This is a genomic window from Nocardioides sp. Z40_12 (assembly GCF_058215795.1).
Map to the genome: position 1 here is coordinate 106,841 of NZ_JBZAJA010000001.1, position 20,049 is coordinate 126,889.

General features: G+C 72.7%; 18 protein-coding genes. 13 read left to right on the top strand and 5 right to left on the bottom strand.

Translation table 11 applies throughout. From position 1 onward, the window contains the following. Positions 1-17 precede the first annotated feature (17 nt). Entirely contained in the window at positions 18-1,502 is a 1,485-nt protein-coding gene (locus AC4BG9_RS00525; protein WP_490569128.1) for an MDR family MFS transporter, read from the bottom strand. A 487-nt stretch (positions 1,503-1,989) separates the two neighbouring features. Here AC4BG9_RS00525 and AC4BG9_RS00530 point away from each other — a divergent pair, with 487 nt between their 5' ends. The 10 genes from AC4BG9_RS00530 to AC4BG9_RS00575 all read left to right on the top strand — a co-directional run bounded on the left by AC4BG9_RS00530 (position 1,990) and on the right by AC4BG9_RS00575 (position 13,749). Continuing rightward, positions 1,990-2,247, top strand: coding sequence for a hypothetical protein (locus AC4BG9_RS00530; protein WP_490569129.1), 258 nt, complete (start codon positions 1,990-1,992; stop codon positions 2,245-2,247). A 386-nt stretch (positions 2,248-2,633) separates the two neighbouring features. After that, complete coding sequence (locus tag AC4BG9_RS00535) at positions 2,634-3,971, top strand: glycosyltransferase (protein WP_490569130.1); 1,338 nt, start codon at positions 2,634-2,636, stop codon at positions 3,969-3,971. Beyond that, on the top strand, positions 3,968-5,848 hold the full coding sequence (locus AC4BG9_RS00540; RefSeq protein WP_490569131.1) for a right-handed parallel beta-helix repeat-containing protein: 1,881 nt from the start codon (positions 3,968-3,970) through the stop codon (positions 5,846-5,848). Before AC4BG9_RS00535 ends, AC4BG9_RS00540 begins: the two co-directional genes overlap by 4 nt. Next, positions 5,845-7,086 (top strand): NosD domain-containing protein, encoded by a 1,242-nt coding sequence (locus AC4BG9_RS00545; protein ID WP_490569132.1) that lies wholly within the window; start codon positions 5,845-5,847, stop codon positions 7,084-7,086. Before AC4BG9_RS00540 ends, AC4BG9_RS00545 begins: the two co-directional genes overlap by 4 nt. Before the next feature lie 19 nt (positions 7,087-7,105). Further along, positions 7,106-8,443 carry a UDP-glucose dehydrogenase family protein gene (locus tag AC4BG9_RS00550; protein WP_490569133.1) on the top strand — a complete coding sequence of 446 codons (1,338 nt, stop codon included), beginning with the start codon at positions 7,106-7,108 and terminating at the stop codon, positions 8,441-8,443. Between the two features lie 15 nt (positions 8,444-8,458). Beyond that, positions 8,459-9,541, top strand: coding sequence for an OmpA family protein (locus tag AC4BG9_RS00555; protein ID WP_490569134.1), 1,083 nt, complete (start codon positions 8,459-8,461; stop codon positions 9,539-9,541). An 85-nt stretch (positions 9,542-9,626) separates the two neighbouring features. Next, positions 9,627-11,519: a right-handed parallel beta-helix repeat-containing protein gene (locus AC4BG9_RS00560; protein ID WP_490569135.1), complete on the top strand. Its 1,893-nt coding sequence runs from the start codon at positions 9,627-9,629 to the stop codon at positions 11,517-11,519. Continuing rightward, complete coding sequence (locus tag AC4BG9_RS00565; protein ID WP_490569136.1) at positions 11,516-12,016, top strand: O-acetyl-ADP-ribose deacetylase; 501 nt, start codon at positions 11,516-11,518, stop codon at positions 12,014-12,016. Before AC4BG9_RS00560 ends, AC4BG9_RS00565 begins: the two co-directional genes overlap by 4 nt. A gap of 153 nt (positions 12,017-12,169) precedes the next feature. Beyond that, the gene (gene arsB, locus AC4BG9_RS00570) at positions 12,170-13,288 is read left to right on the top strand and encodes an ACR3 family arsenite efflux transporter (protein WP_490569137.1); all 1,119 of its coding nucleotides are present in this window, start codon (positions 12,170-12,172) and stop codon (positions 13,286-13,288) included. Then, positions 13,285-13,749: an arsenate-mycothiol transferase ArsC gene (locus AC4BG9_RS00575; protein WP_490569138.1), complete on the top strand. Its 465-nt coding sequence runs from the start codon at positions 13,285-13,287 to the stop codon at positions 13,747-13,749. Before arsB ends, AC4BG9_RS00575 begins: the two co-directional genes overlap by 4 nt. Before the next feature lie 144 nt (positions 13,750-13,893). On the opposite strand, the gene AC4BG9_RS00580 is transcribed toward AC4BG9_RS00575, so the two are convergent. From AC4BG9_RS00580 to AC4BG9_RS00595, 4 genes are all read right to left on the bottom strand, one after another. After that, positions 13,894-15,591: a phytoene desaturase family protein gene (locus tag AC4BG9_RS00580; protein ID WP_490569139.1), complete on the bottom strand. Its 1,698-nt coding sequence runs from the start codon at positions 15,589-15,591 to the stop codon at positions 13,894-13,896. Between the two features lie 103 nt (positions 15,592-15,694). Further along, entirely contained in the window at positions 15,695-16,357 is a 663-nt protein-coding gene (locus AC4BG9_RS00585) for a TetR/AcrR family transcriptional regulator (protein ID WP_490569140.1), read from the bottom strand. A gap of 9 nt (positions 16,358-16,366) precedes the next feature. Continuing rightward, positions 16,367-17,059 (bottom strand): GNAT family N-acetyltransferase, encoded by a 693-nt coding sequence (locus AC4BG9_RS00590; RefSeq protein ID WP_490569141.1) that lies wholly within the window; start codon positions 17,057-17,059, stop codon positions 16,367-16,369. A gap of 45 nt (positions 17,060-17,104) precedes the next feature. Then, a complete protein-coding gene (locus AC4BG9_RS00595) occupies positions 17,105-17,368 on the bottom strand; it encodes a metal-sensitive transcriptional regulator (protein WP_490569142.1) in 264 nt (87 codons plus the stop codon). Between the two features lie 210 nt (positions 17,369-17,578). Between AC4BG9_RS00595 and AC4BG9_RS00600 the strand changes: the two genes are divergently transcribed. The 3 genes from AC4BG9_RS00600 to AC4BG9_RS00610 are packed head-to-tail and all read left to right on the top strand — an operon-like array spanning position 17,579 to position 20,016. Continuing rightward, the gene (locus AC4BG9_RS00600; protein ID WP_490569143.1) at positions 17,579-17,746 is read left to right on the top strand and encodes a hypothetical protein; all 168 of its coding nucleotides are present in this window, start codon (positions 17,579-17,581) and stop codon (positions 17,744-17,746) included. A 34-nt stretch (positions 17,747-17,780) separates the two neighbouring features. After that, positions 17,781-19,193 carry an MBL fold metallo-hydrolase gene (locus AC4BG9_RS00605; RefSeq protein WP_490569144.1) on the top strand — a complete coding sequence of 471 codons (1,413 nt, stop codon included), beginning with the start codon at positions 17,781-17,783 and terminating at the stop codon, positions 19,191-19,193. Between the two features lies 1 nt (position 19,194). Next, positions 19,195-20,016, top strand: a complete 822-nt coding sequence (locus AC4BG9_RS00610) for a sulfite exporter TauE/SafE family protein (protein ID WP_490569145.1) — start codon at positions 19,195-19,197, stop codon at positions 20,014-20,016. Positions 20,017-20,049: the final 33 nt, after the last annotated feature.

Genomic DNA, 20,049 nt, shown 5'->3' on the forward strand with positions numbered 1-20,049 from the left:
CCGCGGCGAGGAGCGGGTCAGACGGAGGAGTCCGCCAGCTCGGCGTCCGCAGGCTGGTGGGGACCGGTCTCGACCACCGGGTCGGGTCGTCGCACGAAGAACGCACCGGCCACCGCGAGCAGCGAGATGGCGGCACCCCACAGCAGGGCGGAGTGGATGCCGTCGGCCAGCGCGGAGACCTCGGCGGCACCCCCGTCCACCCGCTCGGCGGTGGTGCGCGTCATCACCGTGATGAAGAGCGCGGTCCCGGCAGCACCCGCGACCTGCTGCAGCGTGCTGACGATGGCGCTGCCGTGCGAGTAGAGCGCCCGCGGCAGGGAGCCGAGCGCGGCGGTGAGCAGCGGGGAGAACATGAAGGCGAGCCCGATGTTGAGGAGCACGTGCCACCCGATGACCGCCGCCACCGAGGTGTCGGCGTCGAGGGTGGTCATGCCCCACAGCGCGGCGCTGGCGACCGCGGCACCCGGCGGCACCAGCGGACGGGCGCCGTAGCGGTCGAAGAGTCCCCCCACGACCAGGCCGAGCGCGCCCAGCGTGAGACCACCCGGGAGGAGCATCAGGCCGGTGTCGAGCGGCGAGAGCCCCTGCACGCTCTGCAGGTAGATCGGCAGCAGGATCAGCGTCCCGAAGAGCGCCATCATGCTCACCGCCACCAGCGCGCTGGCGAGGGCGAACGCCGGGGTGAGGAACACGCGCAGGTCGAGCAGGGCGGCGTCGCCGAGCCTGACCTGGCGGACCCCGAAGGCGACCAGGGCCAGGACACCCACGGTGAGCGGGATCCAGATCGGCATCAGCGGATCTCCCTCGGCTGCCTCGCCGATGCTGCTGAGCCCGAAGACCAGCCCGCTGAAGCCCAACGCCGACAGCACCACGGAGGGGACGTCGAGGGGCACCCGCTGCGGCTCGGTGACGTTGCGGATCCACAGGCCGCCGAAGACGGTGGCGGCCAGGGCGATCGGCAGCACCAGCCAGAACATCCAGCGCCAGCTCAGCTGGTCGAGCACCACGCCGCCGATGGTGGGGCCGACGGCCGGGGCGACGGCGATGACGATCGAGATCAGGCCCATCGTCCGGCCCCGGCGCGCGACCGGGACGACGTTGAGGACGGTGGTGAAGAGCAGCGGCATCATCAGGGCGGTGCCGACGGCCTGCACGACGCGCCCGGCCACCAGGACCGGGAAGACCGGGGCGCTGGCGGCCACCAGGGTGCCGAGCAGGAAGCTGCACATCGCCATCAAGAAGACGGTGCGCAGGGAGAGACGGGTCATCAGGTAGCCGGTCACCGGGATCACCACGGCCATCGTGAGCATGAACGCGGTGGTCAGCCACTGCGCCGTCGCGGCGCCCACCTCGAACTCCACCATCAGCTTGGGCAGCGCGACGCTCATGATGGTCTCGTTGAGGATCACCACGAAGGCGGCCGCCACGAGCAGGGCGATGAGGCGGCCGACACGTGGGGACTCCGTCGGTGCGGTGGTCACGGGCGGGGTGGTCGAAGTCAAGAGGGGCTCTTCCGTGAAGGCGTCGGCCACCCGGCGGGTGTGGCCGGGACGAGAACGTCCTCCCGCCCCGTCTTTGTTCCTGGCGCGCGAGCATGACCCCGCTCACGTCCGCACGACAGCGGGCCGTCGGTGCCCCTATCGTCTCGCCATGCGACGCACGGGGGTGGGGGCGGTCACGGCGGGGCTCTGCCTCGCTCTCGCGGGATGCGCCACGGGGGGTTCCGAGGAGGAGCCGCGCGCGGCCTCCAGCCCCCAGCCGGCGACCGGCGCAGCCGACGCCTCTCCGGGGCCGGCCACGGCGTCACGGTCCCCGAGGCCTCCCGACGCCGGTACGCCGAGCACCCCCGCGCCGTCCGCGTCCGGCGACGCGGTCGCGGCGCCCGCCTTCGGGAAGCGCTTCAGCTACCCCGACGGTCTCACCGTCCGGATCGGTCGCCCTCGGCCTTTCAACCCGTCGGCATGGGTGGAGCCTCGCCGGGGCGACCCGATGCGTTTCCCCGTGCTGCTCCACAACGGGAGCGACGAGGAGTTCAACCCCAGCCAGCTCCACGTGCGGCTGCGCTCGACGTTCGCCGAGGCCGGGCAGATCTTCGACTACGAGCAGGGCGTCATCGCCCGACCGGAGCGCCGCCTGCCTCCCGGGAAGACGGTCCGCTTCGCCGTGGGCTACTGGGTGACCGACCGCGACGACCTGGTCGTCGAGGTGGCGCCCGGTTTCGAGTACGCCAGCACCACGGTTCGCTGACTCCGGGACGCCGGAGGTCGTGGGGCCTCGGCCCGTGCGGCCATGTGTCGGGCAGGTAACAGGGCACGGGCGGGCGCCGGGACACCGGAGTCGGCCGGCCTGCACCCCGGGGGCTCCGGTGGCCGGCGATCCGCACCGGAGTTGGGTAAGTCGACCCCCAGGACTGGGCATAGCGGACGTCAGGTCTTGCCACACCCGCCCGAAAGCCCCGGCGATCGGGACCGTCTTGGCGGTGACACGGACTTAACCGGAGGTTCTTCCCAGCGACACCCCGCCACGACCGCCCGGCCACACCATGGAAGGACGCGCTCGGGCCGCGTAACCACATGAAGTCATCGGGGGATCGCGCCGCAGGGTGCGCCCTCCAGGCATACCCGGGGGCAGACATGAACGACCTACTCAGCCGGCTCGACCTCCACGGCCTCGACGTCTCGACCCTGCGCGCGGCGTTCCCGCTCGCCGTCGCGGGCGTCATCGTCTGGGCCCTGTGGCTGTACCGCTGCATCCTGTCGGCCCGTGCCGAGCCCGTGGTCAACGACTTCTCGACCACCACCTCGGTCGTCGTCCCCTCCTACCACGAGGACCCGGACATCCTGATGCAGTGCGTCGCCAACTGGCGCTCCCAGGACCCGACCGAGATCATCATCGTCCTCGACGTCGCCGACACCGAGGCCTACGCGCGGCTGCGACGCCTCGAGGACCCGGTCATCCGTCCCGTCCTCTTCAAGCACGCCGGCAAGCGCTCGGCCCTGGGGGTCGGCATCCGGATGGCGACCTCCGAGCTGCTGCTACTCACCGACTCCGACACCCGGTGGGAGCCCGGACTCCTCGAGAACGTCCAGCGCCCGTTCCAGGACCCCGAGGTGGGCGGGGTGAGCACGCAGCAGAACGTCTTCCAGCGACGGACCAGCGTCTGGCGGCGGATCGCCGACTGGATGGTCAACCTCCGCTACTACAACTACGTCCCGGCGATGGGTGCCGCCGGCGCGGTCGCCTGCATCTCCGGCCGGACGGCGGCCTACCGGCGCAGCGTCGTCCTGCCGGTCCTGGAGAACCTGGAGAACGAGTACTTCCTCGGCCGCCGGTGCATCGCGGGCGACGACGGCCGGCTCACCTGGCTGGTGCTCTCCTCGGGCTACAAGACCGTCCACCAGTCCTCGGCCAAGGCACTGTCCATGTTCCCCGACACCTTCCGGGCCTTCGTCAAGCAGCGGGTCCGCTGGAGCCGCAACTCCTATCGCTGCTACCTCACGGCCGTGTACAAGGGATGGTTGTGGAAGGTCCCGTTCGTCACCAAGGTCACCGTGCTGCAGATCCTGCTCACCCCGGTGACGATGGGGATCACCCTCGGCTACCTGTTCCTGAGCCGGCTCGAGCTGACCGCCACCAGCGCCGCGCTCGCGGCGACCTGGCTCCTGGTGGGCCGAGGCATCCGCGGCTTCTCGCACCTGCGCCGCCACCCCCAGGAGATCCTCCTGCTGCCACTGCTGACGCTGGTCGTGATCCTGGTCGCCCTTCCGATCAAGCTCTACGCCTTCCTGACGATGAACAAGCAGGGCTGGCTGACGCGCACCGCCGACTCCGTCGGCGGCGAGGGCCAGACCGCGGCGACTCTCACCGAGACGGAGCCGGCGAACGAGAGGCGCGGCCCCGCGCCGCTCGGGCCGCGGGTCCCGGTGCAGAGCCGCCCCCGAGGGACCGAGCTCGCGGGGGACGTCCGATGAGCCGCCCTCTCTCCCACGGCACCGCACGGGCCGCGCGGGCAGTCGTGGCGGCGCTGGCCGGCCCCGTGATCCTGGTCGGCCTGGGAGCGGGCGCACCGGCTCACGCCGAGGAGGAGTCGTCCCTCTCCGAGGGACGCCCCTACCCCGGCGACCCGGAGAAGGAGTCGGCACTGGTCGCCGCCGAGGACGCACGCCTGGTGGAGGTACGCACCGTCGGTGTCCTGGCCAGCTGGAACGAGCAGCCGATGAAGAGCCCTTACCGGTTGGCCACCGGCTCGGCGTACACCCTCGTCCTCACCGAGCGCACCGAGCCCTACACGACCGAGGACCTGCTGCTGCTGGCCCCTCAGACGTTCGTGCGCCGGCCGGACGGCGCCTTCCTGCTCTCGGAGAACATCGTGGTCGAGGCCGGCGCCACCCTCAACCTGGCGGACCCCGGAGGGCTCAAGCTGCTGATGGCCAGCGACGCCGACGGCTTCGTCTCGATCATCAACGACGGCGGCCGGCTCAACATCGCCGGCACCGAGGGGGCACCCGCGATCGTCACCAGCTTCGACCGCGAGGAGGAGACGACCGACCCGCTGACCGACGACGGTCGCGCCTACATCCGCTCGATCGGCGGACAGGTCTCGGTCTCCGACGCCCAGCTGCGGGCGCTCGGCTTCTGGAGCGGTCGCACCGGCGGGCTCTCGCTCACCGGCACCGACCGGCCCAACAGCGGGTCGCTGGACCGGCTGGCCGACTCGCTCGAGGTCGGCCAGGTGCCGAGGAACGCGCCCGTGGTGAAGGGGAACAAGAACTCCGCGCTCAGCGAGGTGCTGCCGGCCGGTGACCTCCCCGTCCCCGTGGTCGACGTGGACGCCCCGCGCTACAGCTTCGTCTCGGCCGCCCTGAACCGCACGTCGGTGACCCACAGCGCGTTCGGCCTCTTCGTCTCGGGGGCCAACGGGCTCGACGTCCGCGACAGCACCTTCGACGACAACCTGGTCTCCGGCCTGGTGCTGCACCGCTACGTCGTGAACGCCGTCGTGGAGGGCACCTCGACCAGCGGCAACGGCCAGGACGGGATGGTGCTGGCCCGCGCCACCACCGGGATCGTCGTCTCCGAGGCCCGGGCCGAGGAGAACGCCCACAACGGCGTCACCATCTCCGGTCGCCCCCTCGCCGAAGGGCCGAGCGCGACCGGCACCAGCGTCGGCAGCTACGGCAACAACACGATCTCCAACAGCGTGGCGAGCGGGAACGGCCGGTACGGCGTCGAGGTGATCGGCGGCACCAGGGTGCGGGTGCTGGCCAACGAGGTCCACGGCAACGGGGTGGGCATCGTGGTGCGGGACGCGGCACGCGAGGTGTCGGTGATCGGCAACACCGTCGCGGCCTCCGACACCCAGGGGATCGCGGTCCGCGACGGGGTCCGGGGCGGGGTCGTCTCCGGGAACATGGTCAGCGGCGGCGAGACGAGCCTCTACCTGCGTGACTCCGAGGCGGAGGTGGACCACAACACGATGACCGGCGCCTCGAGCCACGCGGTCAGCGTCGTCGGGTGGGCGGGCGGGACCGTGGTGGACGCCAACACGCTCAGCGGGCGTGGGCCCAGCGCGATCGAGACGAACCGCGCCGAGGAGCTCGACCGCGCCGGGTGGGACAACGACACGAGCGGCTGGCGCGACACGACGCCGTTCCTGGTGACCCTCAAGCGCTACCTCCAGCCGCTGACCCTGATGTGGCTGGTGCTGGGGGCGCTGCTCCTCTTCACCGCGCTGCGGGGAGCCCGGGCGCGACGCGAGAAGCGGCACCCCTACGACGACAAGCGACCGCTCTACGACCCCTCGGCGGTGGTGCGGGCCGACCGGATCCCCGAGAGGGCCGGCCGATGAGCGTGCCCTGGTGGCCCGGACGCGCCGCCGACGTGGCCGGCGGCGCGCTGCTCGGCGTGCTGCTCACGGTCCTGGTCGCGCTGGTGTGGCCCGATGACGAGGCCGGGCACGAGGCCGGACCGGCGGAGGTCCCGACCGTGACCGTGCCGGCGGCACCGACGCTCGGTCCGGTCGCCACCGACGGGCCCGGCGACGACGAGACCGGGACCCCCGCCGCGGTGGAGCCGTCGGACGAGGACGACGACGGAGACGACGACGAGGGCGAGGGCGAGGACGACACCGAGCCCTCGGAGGCGCCGGTGCTTCCCGGCGCGCCGCCGGCCGGGACCGGCCCGTTGCCCGACACCACCCGGGTGACCTGTCCAGGACCGACGACGACCGTGGACTCGGCCGACGCGCTCGCCGCGGCGCTGGACGAGGCGGAGCCCGGCGACAGCATCGCGCTGGAGGACGGGACCTACGCCGGGGAGTTCGTCACCACCGCCTCAGGCACCGAGGACGACCCGATCTGGCTCTGCGGCTCGCAGGGCGCGGTGCTCGACGGTGGCGACGTGGAGGGCGGCTACACCCTCCACCTCGACGGCGCGACCCACTGGAGGCTGGTCGGGTTCACCGTCTCGGGCGGGCAGAAGGGCGTGATGGCCGACGGCACGGTCGGGTCGGTGATCCAGGGCCTCACCGTCACCGGGACCGGCGACGAGGCCGTCCACCTGAGGTCGCACAGCACCGACAACGTGGTGCTCGACAACACCATCAGCGACACGGGGCTGCGCAACGACAAGTACGGCGAGGGCGTCTACATCGGCTCGGCGGTGAGCAACTGGTGCACCTACACCGACTGCCAGGCCGATCGCAGCGACCGCAACGTCGTGGATGGCAACACGATCTCCGAGACCACCTCCGAGGCCGTCGACCTCAAGGAGGGCACCACCGGCGGGGTGGTCTCGAACAACACCTTCGACGGCTCCGGCCTGACCGGGGCCGACTCGTGGATCGACGTCAAGGGCAACAACTACCTGATCAAGGACAACACCGGCACCCAGGCCACCGAGGACGGCTACCAGACCCACCAGATCCTCGACGGCTGGGGCGACCACAACGTCTTCACCGGCAACCACGCAGACGTCCGCGGCCCCGGCCACGCGATCGCCTCGTGGCCGGAGGAGTCCAACGTCGTGCGCTGCGACAACACCTTCACCGACGCCGGCGAGGGGCTCAGCAACATCCCGTGCACCTGACACCCCAGGGGGAACCACCATGAGCATCACCCAGCAACGCCCGCGTCTCACCGTCCTCGGCACCGGCTACCTCGGCGCCACCCACGCCATCTGCATGGCCGTCCTGGGCTACGACGTCCTGGGGGTCGACACCGACCGCGCCAAGGTCGAGGCCCTCGCCTCGGGCAGGGTGCCGTTCTTCGAGCCCGGCCTCCCGGAGATGCTCCGCAAGGCCCTGGACTCGGGCCACCTGTCGTTCACCACCGACCTGGCCGAGGCCGGCGAGTTCGGCGACGTCCACTTCATCTGCGTCGGCACGCCGCAGATGAAGGGCTCCGACGCCGCCGACCTCAGCCACGTCGAGGGTGTCGCCCGCAACCTCGCGCCCCACCTGCGGCGCCGCTGCCTGGTGGTCGGGAAGTCGACGGTGCCGGTCGGCACCGCGGCGCGCCTGACCACGATCCTGCAGCACAACGCCCCGGCCGGGGCCGAGGTCGAGCTCGCCTGGAACCCCGAGTTCCTCCGCGAGGGCTACGCCGTGGAGGACACCCTCCACCCGGACCGGCTCGTCTTCGGGGTCGCCTCGCCCTGGGCCAGGGAGCGCCTGGAGGAGGTCTTCGCGCCGCTGCTCGACGAGGGGGTGCCGGTCGTCGCCACCGACCTGGCGACCGCCGAGCTGGTGAAGGTCGCAGCCAACTCCTTCCTGGCGACGAAGATCTCCTACATCAACGCGATGGCCGAGGTCTGCGAGGCGACCGGGGCCGACGTCCAAGACCTGGCCCGTTCGCTCTCCTTCGACTCCCGTATCGGCGGTCGCTTCCTCCAGCCCGGCCTGGGCTTCGGGGGCGGGTGCCTGCCCAAGGACATCCGCGCCTTCGTCCACCGCGCCGAGGAGCTCGGAGTCGGCCGGTCGGTGGCCTTCCTGCGCCAGGTGGACGCCATCAACAAGCGCCGCCGCGAGCGGACGGTCGACCTGGTCCGGGACGAGGCGGGCGGGCGGCTCGAGGGCGTCCGGGTCTGCTGCCTGGGTGCGGCGTTCAAGCCGAACTCCGACGACGTGCGCGACGCTCCGGCGCTCGACGTGGCCCGCATGCTCCAGCAGGAGGGGGCGATCGTGACCGTCTACGACCCGGAGGCGATGGAGAACGCCCGGCGGGCCTACCCGGACCTCCGCTACGCCCACGGAGTGCTCGAGGCGGCCGACGGGGCGGCTGTCGTGGTGCTGCTCACCGAGTGGCAGGTGTTCCGCGAGATCGACCCCGAGGTGCTCGCCACGGTGGTCGCGGACCGCGCGGTGGTCGACGGCCGGCACGCGCTGGACGCCCCGGCCTGGCGGGCGGCGGGCTGGACCTACCGTGCCCTCGGCCGGGCGAGCTGAACCGGCGGGCCCGGCATGAGCACGGACAGCCCGAGGGGATGTCGGGGCGGGCTGTCCGCCGCCGGTCCGGCCGGACTGCTGGTCCTGGTGATCACTCTGGTCGGCGCCTGCCGTGACGACCAGACGGAGCCCGGGGCTCTCGGGGGCAGTCCGGCCGGGCCCTCCTCCGCGCCGCCCACGGGCGGAGCGTCCGACACGCCCCCGCCTGAGCCCGACCCCGCCTGCGAGCCGGGGCCCGACCGGGAGGTCGAACCCGTCCCCGACGTGGTGGTGCCGGAGGTCGAGGTGCCGCCCGTGGTGGACTCCGACGGCACGGTGCTCGCCCCCGGTCTCGTCATCCCCGGCCAGGTCGTCGAGGGAGGCTGCGTGGTCCGTCACCGGGCGCCGGGGGGCTGTCTGGGGGCGGTGGAGGTGACGGCCGCCACCATCCCACCCGCGGTCATCCCGGCCACCGAGGTGGGTGACCGGGTCTATCCCGCGGTCACCGTCCCGGGCGCGACCGTGCCGGGAGCCCGTGCGGAGCAGGTGTGCCGGGTCGCCCGCGACGGTGCCCTGGTCGGCGTCACCCGGGCCGGCGTCGTCCGGGAGGGCTTCTCCCGCGACGGCGCCGCTCGGCCCGGCGACGACCTGGTCGAGACCGTGCGCCTGGAGCCGGTGCGGGTGCCGGACGTCGACGTCGATCCGGAGCGGCTGGAGTCCCGGCCCCTCGCCGGGAGCGGAGGGCTCAGCGTGCTCGAGGGCCGTGGCTCCACCTCGTACGTCGCCTCCTCGGGCGTGCTCTTCGCCAGCGACTCCGCGACCCTGAGACCGGCCGCCAGGGACGCGCTGCGTGCCGTCGTCCAGCGGATCCGCTCGGCCGGGGCGGCCGGTGAGGTCCTCGTCGAGGGGCACACCGACGACCGCGGCGACGAGGCCTACGGGATGCGCCTGTCCCGGGCACGGGCCCGCAGCGTCGCCGACTGGCTGGTGCGCGACGGGGGCCTGGACCCCGACGCGGTCCGCACCAGGGGCTACGGGGAGACCCGTCCGGCCTATCCCAACGACAGCGACGCGAACCGGGCCAGGAACCGGCGGGTGGTGATCACGGTCCCCCGGTAGCGATTGCTCCATTCCTCGTGTGGGCGGCCCGACCCGGACCTACGATCGACCTTCCGGATATGCCGTCCTGCCCCGAGGATCCCCGATGGACTTCTCCGCGCACCCCCACCTCCGTGTCCTCACCCTCTCCGTCGCCCTCTCCTGCGGCCTCGTCGGCGTCGCCGCGGGTTCCGGCGGCGCCTCGCAGGAGGAACGGGAGACCGTGGTCCTGGACGAGGGGTTCGACTCCCCCGCGGCCGCTCGCCTCTTCCGGGGCCGCGCGGGCGACTGGCGGGTGGACGAGGGACGTTACGTCCTCACCAGGCCCCGCGCACGAGCTCGCACCGCCTCGCCCCGCACCGCCCTCCGGCTCCTGCGCACCCCCGTCGCCGGCACGCAGTGGCGGCTCGAGGCCACCCTCCGGGCACGCGGCCCGGAGTACTCGGTCGTCTTCGACCACCGGGGCGGGCGGCACTACTCCTACCTCCGCGTGGACCGGCGGCGCGCCCGGTCGGGGGTCTTCGTGATCCGCGACGGGGAGGAGCGCCGGCTCTCCGGTCTCGACGCCCGGGTCCCGGTCAACCGCCCACACGTGGTGACGCTGGAGCGGACGGCCGACGACCTGAAGGTCTACCTGGAACGCCCTGGCCGCGGTCGCAGGCTCGCCACGCGCCTGGAGCTCGCGAGCAGCGCCGACGGACGGGTCGGCCTCGCCAGCCGGCGCTCGGGGCTCGCGCTGGACCAGCTGCGGATCACCGCCCCGGTCCGGCCGACCCCGGTTCCCACGGCCACGCCCTCGCCTTCCCCGTCGGCGTCCCCCTCCCTCTCAGCGTCACCGTCAAGATCACCCGCACCGTCGGTGTCCCCCTCGCTCTCCCCCTCGCCGCCGCTGTCCCCCTCCCTGTCCCCCTCCCCGTCGCTGTCCCCGTCGGCGTCGCTGTCCCCGTCGGCGTCGCTGTCCCCGTCGCCGTCCGGCGCCCCCACGGGCGCGCCGCCTGACCCCCCGCCCACCCCGTCCGCCACGCCCACGCACACGGTCCCCGCCCCGGGAGGGCGCGCCGTGGGGGTCTCGACCTCCGCGGAGCTCAGCGCGGCCCTGGCCGACGCCCGGCCGGGCGACGTCATCACCGTGGCCGACGGCACGTACACCTCCAAGGGGCTCAAGGCGCCGCTGGTGATCGGCGGCAAGCAGTACGTCGGCACCTTCGTCGCCTCGGTGCCCGGCACGGCCGACGCGCCGATCGTGCTGCAGGGCTCGCGCGGGGCCGTGATCGACGGCAAGCCGGGAGCGGTCGGCACCGGCACGCAGTACGGCCTCTACCTAGCCGGTGCCGACCACTGGCGGGTCCGCGGGATCACGGTGACCAACGTGTCCAAGGGCGTGGTGCTCGACCGGTCCAGCCACGTGGTCCTCGAGGGACTCGAGGTGCACGAGACGGGCCAGGAGGGCGTCCACCTGCGCTCCTTCTCCTCCGACAACGTGGTGCGCGACAACGTGGTCCGCCGCACCGGCCGGAAGAACGAGACCTACGGGGAGGGCATCTACGTAGGCAGCGCCAACTCCAACTGGGGCACCTACAGCGATGGTCGCCCGGACGCCTCGGACCGCAACCTGCTCCTCGGCAACGTGATCAGCGAGACCGGTGCCGAGAGCATGGACATCAAGGAAGGCACCACCGGCGGGACCATCCGCGGGAACTGGTTCGAGGGCGCCGGGATGACCGGGAGCTGGGCCGACTCCTGGATCGACATGAAGGGCAACGGCTGGCTCGTCGAGGGCAACCACGGCGTCAACGCCCTGCTCGACGGGTTCCAGGTGCACACCGCGCTGGCCGGCTGGGGCAACGACAACGTCTTCGCGGACAACCGGGCCGAGGTCAACGCCGACGGGTACGGGTTCTCGGTGCAGAAGGGTGCCACCGGGAACCGGATCTCCTGCACCAGCAACGTCGTGACCGGTGCGGCCGCCGGGCTCAGCAACGTAGCCTGCACCGGATGAGGATCACGGTCGTCGAGGGCGACATCACCGCCCAGGAGGTCGACGCGGTCGTCAACGCCGCCAACCGGGCCATGCGCGGGGGCGGCGGGGTCGACGGCGCCATCCACGCCGCCGGCGGCCCGGAGGTCCTCGAGGAGTGCCGTCGCCGGTTCCCCCGCGGCCTGGCCACAGGTGACGCCGGCTGGACGACCGCGGGGCTCATGCCGGCGCGCTGGGTCATCCACGTGGTCGGCCCGAACTACCGCGCCGGGGAGCGGGACCGCACCCTGCTGACCTCGTGCTACACCCGGGCCCTGGAGGTCGCTGACGAGCTGGGCGCCCGGACCGTGGCGTTCCCGCTGATCAGCGCGGGGGTCTACGGGTGGCCGAAGGACGACGCGATCGCCGCGGCCCTCGAGGTCTTCCGCTCCGCCCGGACCCAGGTCGAGGAGGCCAGGATGGTGGCGTTCGGCACGAAGACGTTCGACCAGATCACGGAGGCACTGGGCTCCGGCTGAGACCGGCATCCGCCGCCGCAGGCGAGCTTCAGAGATGAACAGCAGCCGAACTCCTCGACGCCGACTTCGTTGACGCATCGACATCTGTCAATATATGGCGGTGCGTCACCCCACTCCCCCCGCCTCCCCCCGACCGCTGCCGGTGGTGTGCGGATGAGCGACCTCATCGGCGAGACCTCCGCCGGGCGTCCCCAGGACCCACTGCTGCAGCGTCTCTCGACCCTGGACCGGTTCCTGCCCGTCTGGATCGGCGTCGCGATGGCCGTCGGCCTGCTGCTGGGCCGCACGGTCGGGGGCCTCGACGACGCCCTGGCCGCGGTCGAGATCGGCTCGGTCTCGCTGCCCATCGCGATCGGCCTGCTGATCATGATGTACCCGGTGCTCGCGAAGGTCCGCTACGACGAGCTCGGTCACGTGACCCGCGACGTCCGGCTGCTCGGCACCTCGATCCTGCTCAACTGGGTGCTCGGGCCCGCGCTCATGTTCGCGCTGGCCTGGCTGCTCCTGCCCGACCTGCCGGAGTACCGGACCGGCCTCATCATCGTGGGTCTGGCCCGCTGCATCGCGATGGTGCTGATCTGGAACGACCTGGCCTGCGGCGACCGGGAGGCGGCCGCCATCCTGGTGGCCATCAACGCGGTCTTCCAGATCGTGGCGTTCGCCTTCCTCGGGTACTTCTACCTCCAGGTCCTGCCCGGGTGGCTCGGGCTGGAGCAGGCCGCGCTGGACGTCTCGGTGTGGAGCATCGCGAAGTCCGTCCTGGTCTTCCTCGGCATCCCGCTGCTGGCCGGCTTCCTGACCCGCACGCTCGGCGAACGAGCGAAGGGCAGGCAGTGGTACGAGTCGAGGTTCCTGCCCGCGATCGGGCCCGCCGCCCTCTACGGCCTGCTCTTCACCATCGTGCTGCTCTTCGCCCTCCAGGGCGACAGCATCACCCACCAGCCTCTCGACGTCGCCCGCATCGCGGTGCCGCTGCTGGCGTACTTCGCGCTGATGTGGGGCGGCTCCATGCTGCTGTCGAAGCTGCTCGGGTTCGACTACCAGCGTGCCACCGCCGTCTCGATGACGGCCGCGGGCAACAACTTCGAGCTGGCGATCGCCGTGGCCATCGGCGTCTTCGGGGTCACCTCCGGGCAGGCGCTCGCCGGGGTGGTCGGCCCGCTGATCGAGGTCCCGGCCCTGGTCGGCCTGGTCTACGTCAGCCTCTGGGCCCGCAGGTTCTTCCCCGAGCGCACCGTCCGCCCGACCACCCCCGCAGGAGACCCTCGATGACCGACACCACCGCCGTCCCGCCCCAGGTCGTCTTCGCCTGCGTCCGCAACGGCGGCCGCTCGGTGATCGCCCGGGTCCTCACCCACTACTACGCCCGAGGCCGGGTCGTCGCGCTCTCCGCCGGGACCCAGCCCGGAGAGCACATCCACCCCGAGGTCGCCGCCGCACTGGAGAGCCTCGGGCTGGACGTCTCCGGTGAGCGGCCGACCCTGCTGACCCGGGAGACGGTGGCGGCCAGCACCCTGGCGATCACCCTCGGCTGCGGCGAGGAGTGCCCCTTCGTGCCGGGGGTGCGGTACGTCGACTGGCCGGTCGCCGACCCTGGCGGTCAGGACGAGGCGACCGTCCGCGGGATCGTCGCGGACCTCGATCGACGGGTCCGGGAGCTGCTGGTCGAGCTCGTCCCCGATCTCGAGCTTCCGGCCTCGGTGCTGGCGGGCGAGGTCACCGAGGGACGATGACCAGCTCCGCGACGAGTCCGCCCTCCAGGACCACGTGGTGGTCCAGCTCGGCGACCCCGCCCGGGAAGTCCCGGCTGCGGGAGCTCGACGTGCCGCTGCCCGACGTCCAGGAGATCCTGCACTCGCCAGGCCCCCTCAGAACCGTCAGGCGGTGGACCGGGGGCGGCGACGCACCCCCCGGCGGATCGTCGACCCGGGCTTCGAGGCCAGCAGCGGGTCGAACTCCTCGGTGATCTCGGTCAGTCGCGACTCGTCGACGAAGACGGCCCCGTCGCGCACCTCCTGGACCAGGTCGCGACCGAGCACGGCGCCGGCGGTGCCCATCCCGCCGTACATGGTGGCGTTGATGCCGAAGAGGTGCTCGGTACTGTTGCCGGCCAGGAAGAGACCGGGGATGTGGGTGGTGACCCGCGGCCGGAAGGGGCCGAGGTTCTTCAGCAGCGGGGCGATCCCGTAGCAGTTGCCGTCGGTGGTGAGGGTGAAGCGCTCCTGGGTGATCGGGGTGGAGGCCTCGCAGAAGACGAGGCGCTCGCGGATGTCGGGGATCATCAGCTCGGCGGTGTCCAGCACCCGCTGGGTGAGCTCCTCCTTGAGCGCCAGGTAGCGCTCGTCGCGCCCGTAGCTCCCGCCGTCCGCGGGGCCGGTCTCGACGTTCCAGAACGCGTACTCCTTCGGCGCCCAGCTCACCAGCTCGAGCGTGGAGTAGCCGGGGGGCGCGGAGTGGGTCCCCTCCGGGTCCTTGGCGGTGGGGCAGCTGATGCCGACCGGCATCTTCTCGGGGCAGCGACCGGCGGCCACCTCGCGGTAGTAGCCGTCGACGTCGTTGGTCGGCCACACCCAGGCCAGCGGCGGGGTGTCGCGCTCGCGCAGGTCGACGTCGAGGGCGACGTAGACGGCGAACATCGGCAGCGTCATCTCGAGGTTGCGCACCCGCCGGCGCAGGCGCCGGGTGAGGTGCTCGTCGCCGACCAGCTCGGCCCAGGTCTTCTTGAAGTCGGCGGCGGAGACGACGGCCTCGGCGCGGATCTCCTCGCCGCCACGCACTCGCACGCCGACGGCGCGCCCGTCCTCGATCAGGATCCGCTCGACCCGGGTCTTGGTGCGGACCTTGCCCCCGTGGGTCTGGATCACGTCGGTGAGGTGGGCGCCGGTCATCTGGCCGCCACCTCGGGGGTAGTAGGCGCCCGCCTGGAGGTAGTGGTCGAGGAACCCGGCGTGGAAGGCGGCCGGCGTGCGGTGCGGCGGCCAGGTGTAGTCGCCGTTCTCGGCCAGGATCACCGCCTGCGCGTCGGCGCTGAGCCCGCACGCCTTCATCAGGGTGGTGATCGGCCGCACCCCCCAGCGCAGCAGCGCGAGCGGGCGCTTGAATCGCCGGTCGTTGGTGGCGATGCCCCGCATGATGCCCACGCACCGGCGCAGTCCGGCCTCCTCGTCGGGGAAGGCGTCGATCAGGCGCTCCAGGTAGGTGTCCCACCCGGTCGGCGTCTGGAAGGTCGTGCCCGGGACCATGATCTGGCAGTGGCCCTCGGGGCGCTGCCGCAGCCACTTGATCCGCTCGGTGAGCGCCAGGCCCGAGAGCGTGGTCTGCATCCGGCCGCCCGGGCCGCACTCGCCGACGTAGTGGGTGCCGACGTCGAACTCGAACTTGTTGCCCGCCCGGCGGAAGACCTGGGTGCTGCCGCCCACCACCTGGTTGGCCTCGAGCACCAGCACCCGCTTGCCGTTGGCGGCGAGGTAAGCCGCGGTGGTCAGCCCACCCGGGCCCGCGCCGACGACCACGACGTCCCAGGTCTCGGGAGCGGCGTCGGGGCTCGGGCTGGCGGGCGTCGCGGTCTGCGTCATGGGGTCACTTTCGAGCGGAGTGTTCTGGAGTCGGGCTCCAGTTAACTCGCTCCGGGGCCCCTCCGCCAAGAGCCCGGGGGCCCTTCGCCAAGATCGCAGGCCGTCAGCCGGACGGCGGCTCCACGATGAGCCCCTCGAGGAGCACCAGGCCGGCCTCGATCACCGCGGCCTCGACCCGGGCAGGCTCGACCGCCAGCGCGTCGCGGCGCAGCGCCAGGGCGGCGACACCGTTCCACGACCCGAAGAGGAAGTAGGACATCAGCTCGGGATCCACCTGCCGGATCGCCCCGGCCTCCACGGCGTCGCGGATGCTCTGCTCGAACTCGCGGCGCAGCTGGCTGAAGCGGTCGACCACCTCCTCCTCGATGGCCGTCCGCGGGCCCCGCTCCCCCGTCGCGGTGAGGTACTTGACCACCGCCGGGTGATCCAGCAGCAGCCGCAGGTAGGCCGACCCGACCCCCGCGAAGCGCTCCAGGGGTGGCGCCTGCACTGCGTACGCCGCCCGCAGCGCGTCGGTCGCCACAGCCAGCACCCGCTCGGTGACGGCGGCCAGCAGCGCGTCCTTGGTGCCGAAGTGCACGTAGACCGAAGCCGGCGAGATCCCCGCCTCCGCTGCGACGTCCTCGATCCGGATCTCCTCCGGGGCGCGCCGCGACAGCAGCAGCTCCGCCGCGTCCAGGAGCCGCGCCCGGGTGCGCTCGCGCCGGCGCGACCCGCGCGCGGCCGCGTCGGCGGCCGGATCCGCGGCGTCCTCGCTGTCGCTCACGCCCACACCCTAGAGAGTCGCGAGCGGCTGACGCTGGCGTCCCTGCGCGTCGAAGTTGTCCGGGTCCAGCCAGCGCTGGTGCCGGGCTCGGATCTGCGGCCACTCGGAGTCGAGGATGGCGTACCAGTCGGTGTCCCGGTTGCGATCCTTGGTCACCATGTGCTGCCGGAAGCGCCCCTCGTAGGTGAACCCGAGGCGGAGCGCCGCCCGCCCCGACGGCTCGTTGAGGCTGTCGCACTTCCACTCCACCCGCCGGTAGCCCAGCTCGTCGAAGGCGTAGCCGAGCAGCAGGTGGATCGCCTCGGTGGCGGCGGTGGTCCGCTGCAGGGCCCGCCCGAGCAGGACCCCCGAGATCTCCACGACGCCGGCGCCGGGGGCACAGGGGAAGAACGAGGCGAACCCGGCGGCCGAGCCCCCGGACGGGACGAAGGCGTAGGTGGCGGTGTCGTCCCGGTGCGCCACCAACGGCGCGACCACCTCGTCGAAGGCGGCGCGGGACGTCGGCCGCGGCGTGGGTCGGTAGGTCCACAGCGCCTCGTCCTCGCGGCCGCACAACGCGGCGACGAGCGCCTCGGAGTGGCTCGCGGCGAGCGGCTCGATGCTGACGTAGCGGCCGGTGCGGGTCACCCGCTCCGGGGCCCGGCGGGGCGACCATCCCGCGACCGGCTCGCCCACGGCTTGACCATGTGTGTTGATCTCCACGGCCGGACCGTACTAGGAGCGGGTGCCAGAAGTCGGCGTCGGCACTCAGGCCAGCGAGAGGAAGAGCTTCTCCATCTTCTTCACGTCCAGGCTGTCCGCGTCGTCCCCGTTGGCCATGCACTGCCGCAGACCGCTGGCAACGACGGCGAAGCCCGCCCGGTCGAGGGCCTTCGAGACCGCGGCGAGCTGCGTGACGACGTCCTCGCACTCGCGCCCCTCCTCGAGCATCCGCAGGACGCCGTCGAGCTGGCCACGGGCGCGCTTGATGCGGTTGATGACCGGGGCCATCTCGGTGGGGTCGAGCTCCATCAGTGTCTCCTGAGGTAGGTCCGCGAGCATGGTGGGACGGGACATGACGACGCGTGAAGCATACCCCCCTCGGTATTGCAGGATGGCACCCCCGGCCCGCCGGGGCCGAGTTTGTCAAATACCCCCTGGGGTGTCTATCGTCGAGAAGGAACACATACCCCCGCCCGTATCGAGAACCTCCTAGCGGCGTTGCACACGAAGAAGGCAGTCATGAGCCAGAACACCCCGGAGATCGACGTCGACCAGCTCGCCCGGGCCGCCGAGCACCGGGCCACGGTGATCGACGTCCGCGAGCCCGGCGAGTACGCGGCCGGCGGCACCGCTGCCTGGGCCCGCTCGGGGCTCCCTGTGGAGACCGGCACCCCCGGCCTGTCCTGAGCTCCCCCAACCGCCCCGCAGCACTGGAGACACCATGACCGACGACCTGACCATCCTGGCGATCGAGACCCCCTCGCTCGGCGACCGCAGCTACCTCGTCCACGACGGCCACGTCGCCTTCGTGATCGACCCCCAGCGCGACATCGACCGCGTCCTGGACCTCCTCGAGCAGCACCAGGTGCGGCTGAGCGACGTCTTCGAGACGCACCTCCACAACGACTACGTCACCGGCGGCCTCGCCCTGGCCCGGCACACCGGCGCGGCGTACCACGTCAACGGCGAGGACCAGGTGTCGTTCGAGCGCACCCCGATCGCCGACGGCGACACGGTGGCGATCGGCGAGCGGATGGAGGTCCGGGCGATCGCCACGCCCGGCCACACCTTCACCCACCTCTCCTACGCCCTCGCCACCGCTGGCCCCGACGGCGACGAGCCGTACGCGGTCTTCACCGGCGGCTCGCTGCTCTACGGGGCCACCGGCCGGCCCGACCTGCTCGGCGAGGAGCACACCGACACCCTGGTCCGCCACCAGCACGCCTCGGCCCACAGGCTCGCCGAGGAGCTGCCCGACGCCGCGGAGGTCTACCCGACTCACGGCTTCGGCTCCTTCTGCTCCGCCACCCAGTCGGAGGCCACCGACTCCACCCTCGGGCAGGAGAAGCAGACCAACCCGGTGCTCACCCAGGACGAGGAGACCTACGTCCGGGAGCTCCTCGACGGGCTCGCCGCCTGGCCCACCTACTACGCCCACATGGGCCCGGCCAACGCCGCCGGCCCCGAGGCCCCCGACCTCTCCCCCGTCGCCGAGGCCGACGCCGAGGAGCTGGGTCGCCGGATCGAGGCCGGCGAGTGGGTGGTCGACCTGCGCACCCGGATCGCGTTCGCCGCCGGCCACGCCCCGGGCACCCTCAACTTCGGCCTCGACGGCGCGTTCGCGACCTACCTGGGGTGGCTGATCGAGTGGGGCACCCCGGTGACCCTGCTCGGGGAGACCGCCGACGACGTCGCCACGGCCCAGCGCGAGCTGGTCCGCATCGGGATCGACCGCCCCGCGGCCCAGGCCACCGGTGGCCCCGAGGAGTGGGCCGCCGGGGAGCTGGCCTCGTTCCCGACCGCCTCGTTCGCCGACCTCGCCGCCGTGCGGCACCACCGCGAGGTGGTCGTCCTCGACGTCCGTCGGGCCGACGAGCACCGGGCCTCGGCCATCGAGGGGGCGATCAACATCGCCATCCACGAGCTGCCCCGCCGGGTCGCCGAGGTGCCGGCCGGTGAGGTGTGGGTGCACTGCGCCGCCGGCTACCGCGCCGCTATCGCCGCGTCGTTCCTCGACGCCGCGGGCCGCCGTACCGTCGCCGTCGACGACGCCTTCGACAACGCCGCGAGCTCTGGGCTGCGCCTGGTCGCCCCGGGCGACGAGGACCGGGACGACGACGGGTCGCACGCCTGACATGACGCTCGTCCTCGCCGTCGCCGCCGGTGCCCTCATCGGCCTCTCGCTGGGGGCTCTGGGCGGCGGCGGATCCATCCTCGCCGTCCCGGTGCTGGTCTACCTGCTCGACCAGTCGGCCACCCAGGCGACCACCGGCTCGCTGGTGGTGGTGGGCGTGACCTCGCTGCTCGGGGCGCTGACCGCGCACCGCGCCGGCAACGTCCTGCTCGGCCGCGGCGTGGTGTTCGGCACCGTGGCCGTCGGCGGGGCGGTCCTCGGGGCGAGAGCCGCCGCCCACGTGGCCGACGACGTCCTGCTCGCCGCCTTCGGGGCACTGATGCTGCTCGTCGGGGGCCTGATGGCCTGGCGCCGGCTCCACCACTCCCGGCAGGGCGACGCGACCGGCACCCGGCCGGCCCTGGACGACCCGATCATCACCTTCAGCCCGACCTTCGCCTGCAACTGCCCCCGCGCGCTCAAGGTGGTGCTCACCGCCACCGTCGTGGGCCTGCTCACCGGCTTCCTGGGCGTGGGAGGCGGCTTCCTCGTCGTGCCCGCCCTGCTGCTCGCGCTCGCCTTGCCGATCAGGTACGCCGCCGGCACGTCGCTGGTGGTCATCACCCTCACCAGCGCCACCGCGCTGGTGGCACGGGCCGGAGCCGGCGTCGCCCCAGACTGGCCGGTCGTGCTGACCCTCACCGCCGCCTCGGCCGTGGCCGGTGTCCTGGGCGCCCGCCTCGCCGACCGCATGGAGACCGGTCGACTGCAGGGGGCCTTCACGGTCCTCGTACTGGCCGTGGCCGTCTACACCTCGGTCCGCGCGCTGCCCGCCCTGCTCTGACACGGCTCCGGCCGCCTCCCGCTCACCCCCGAG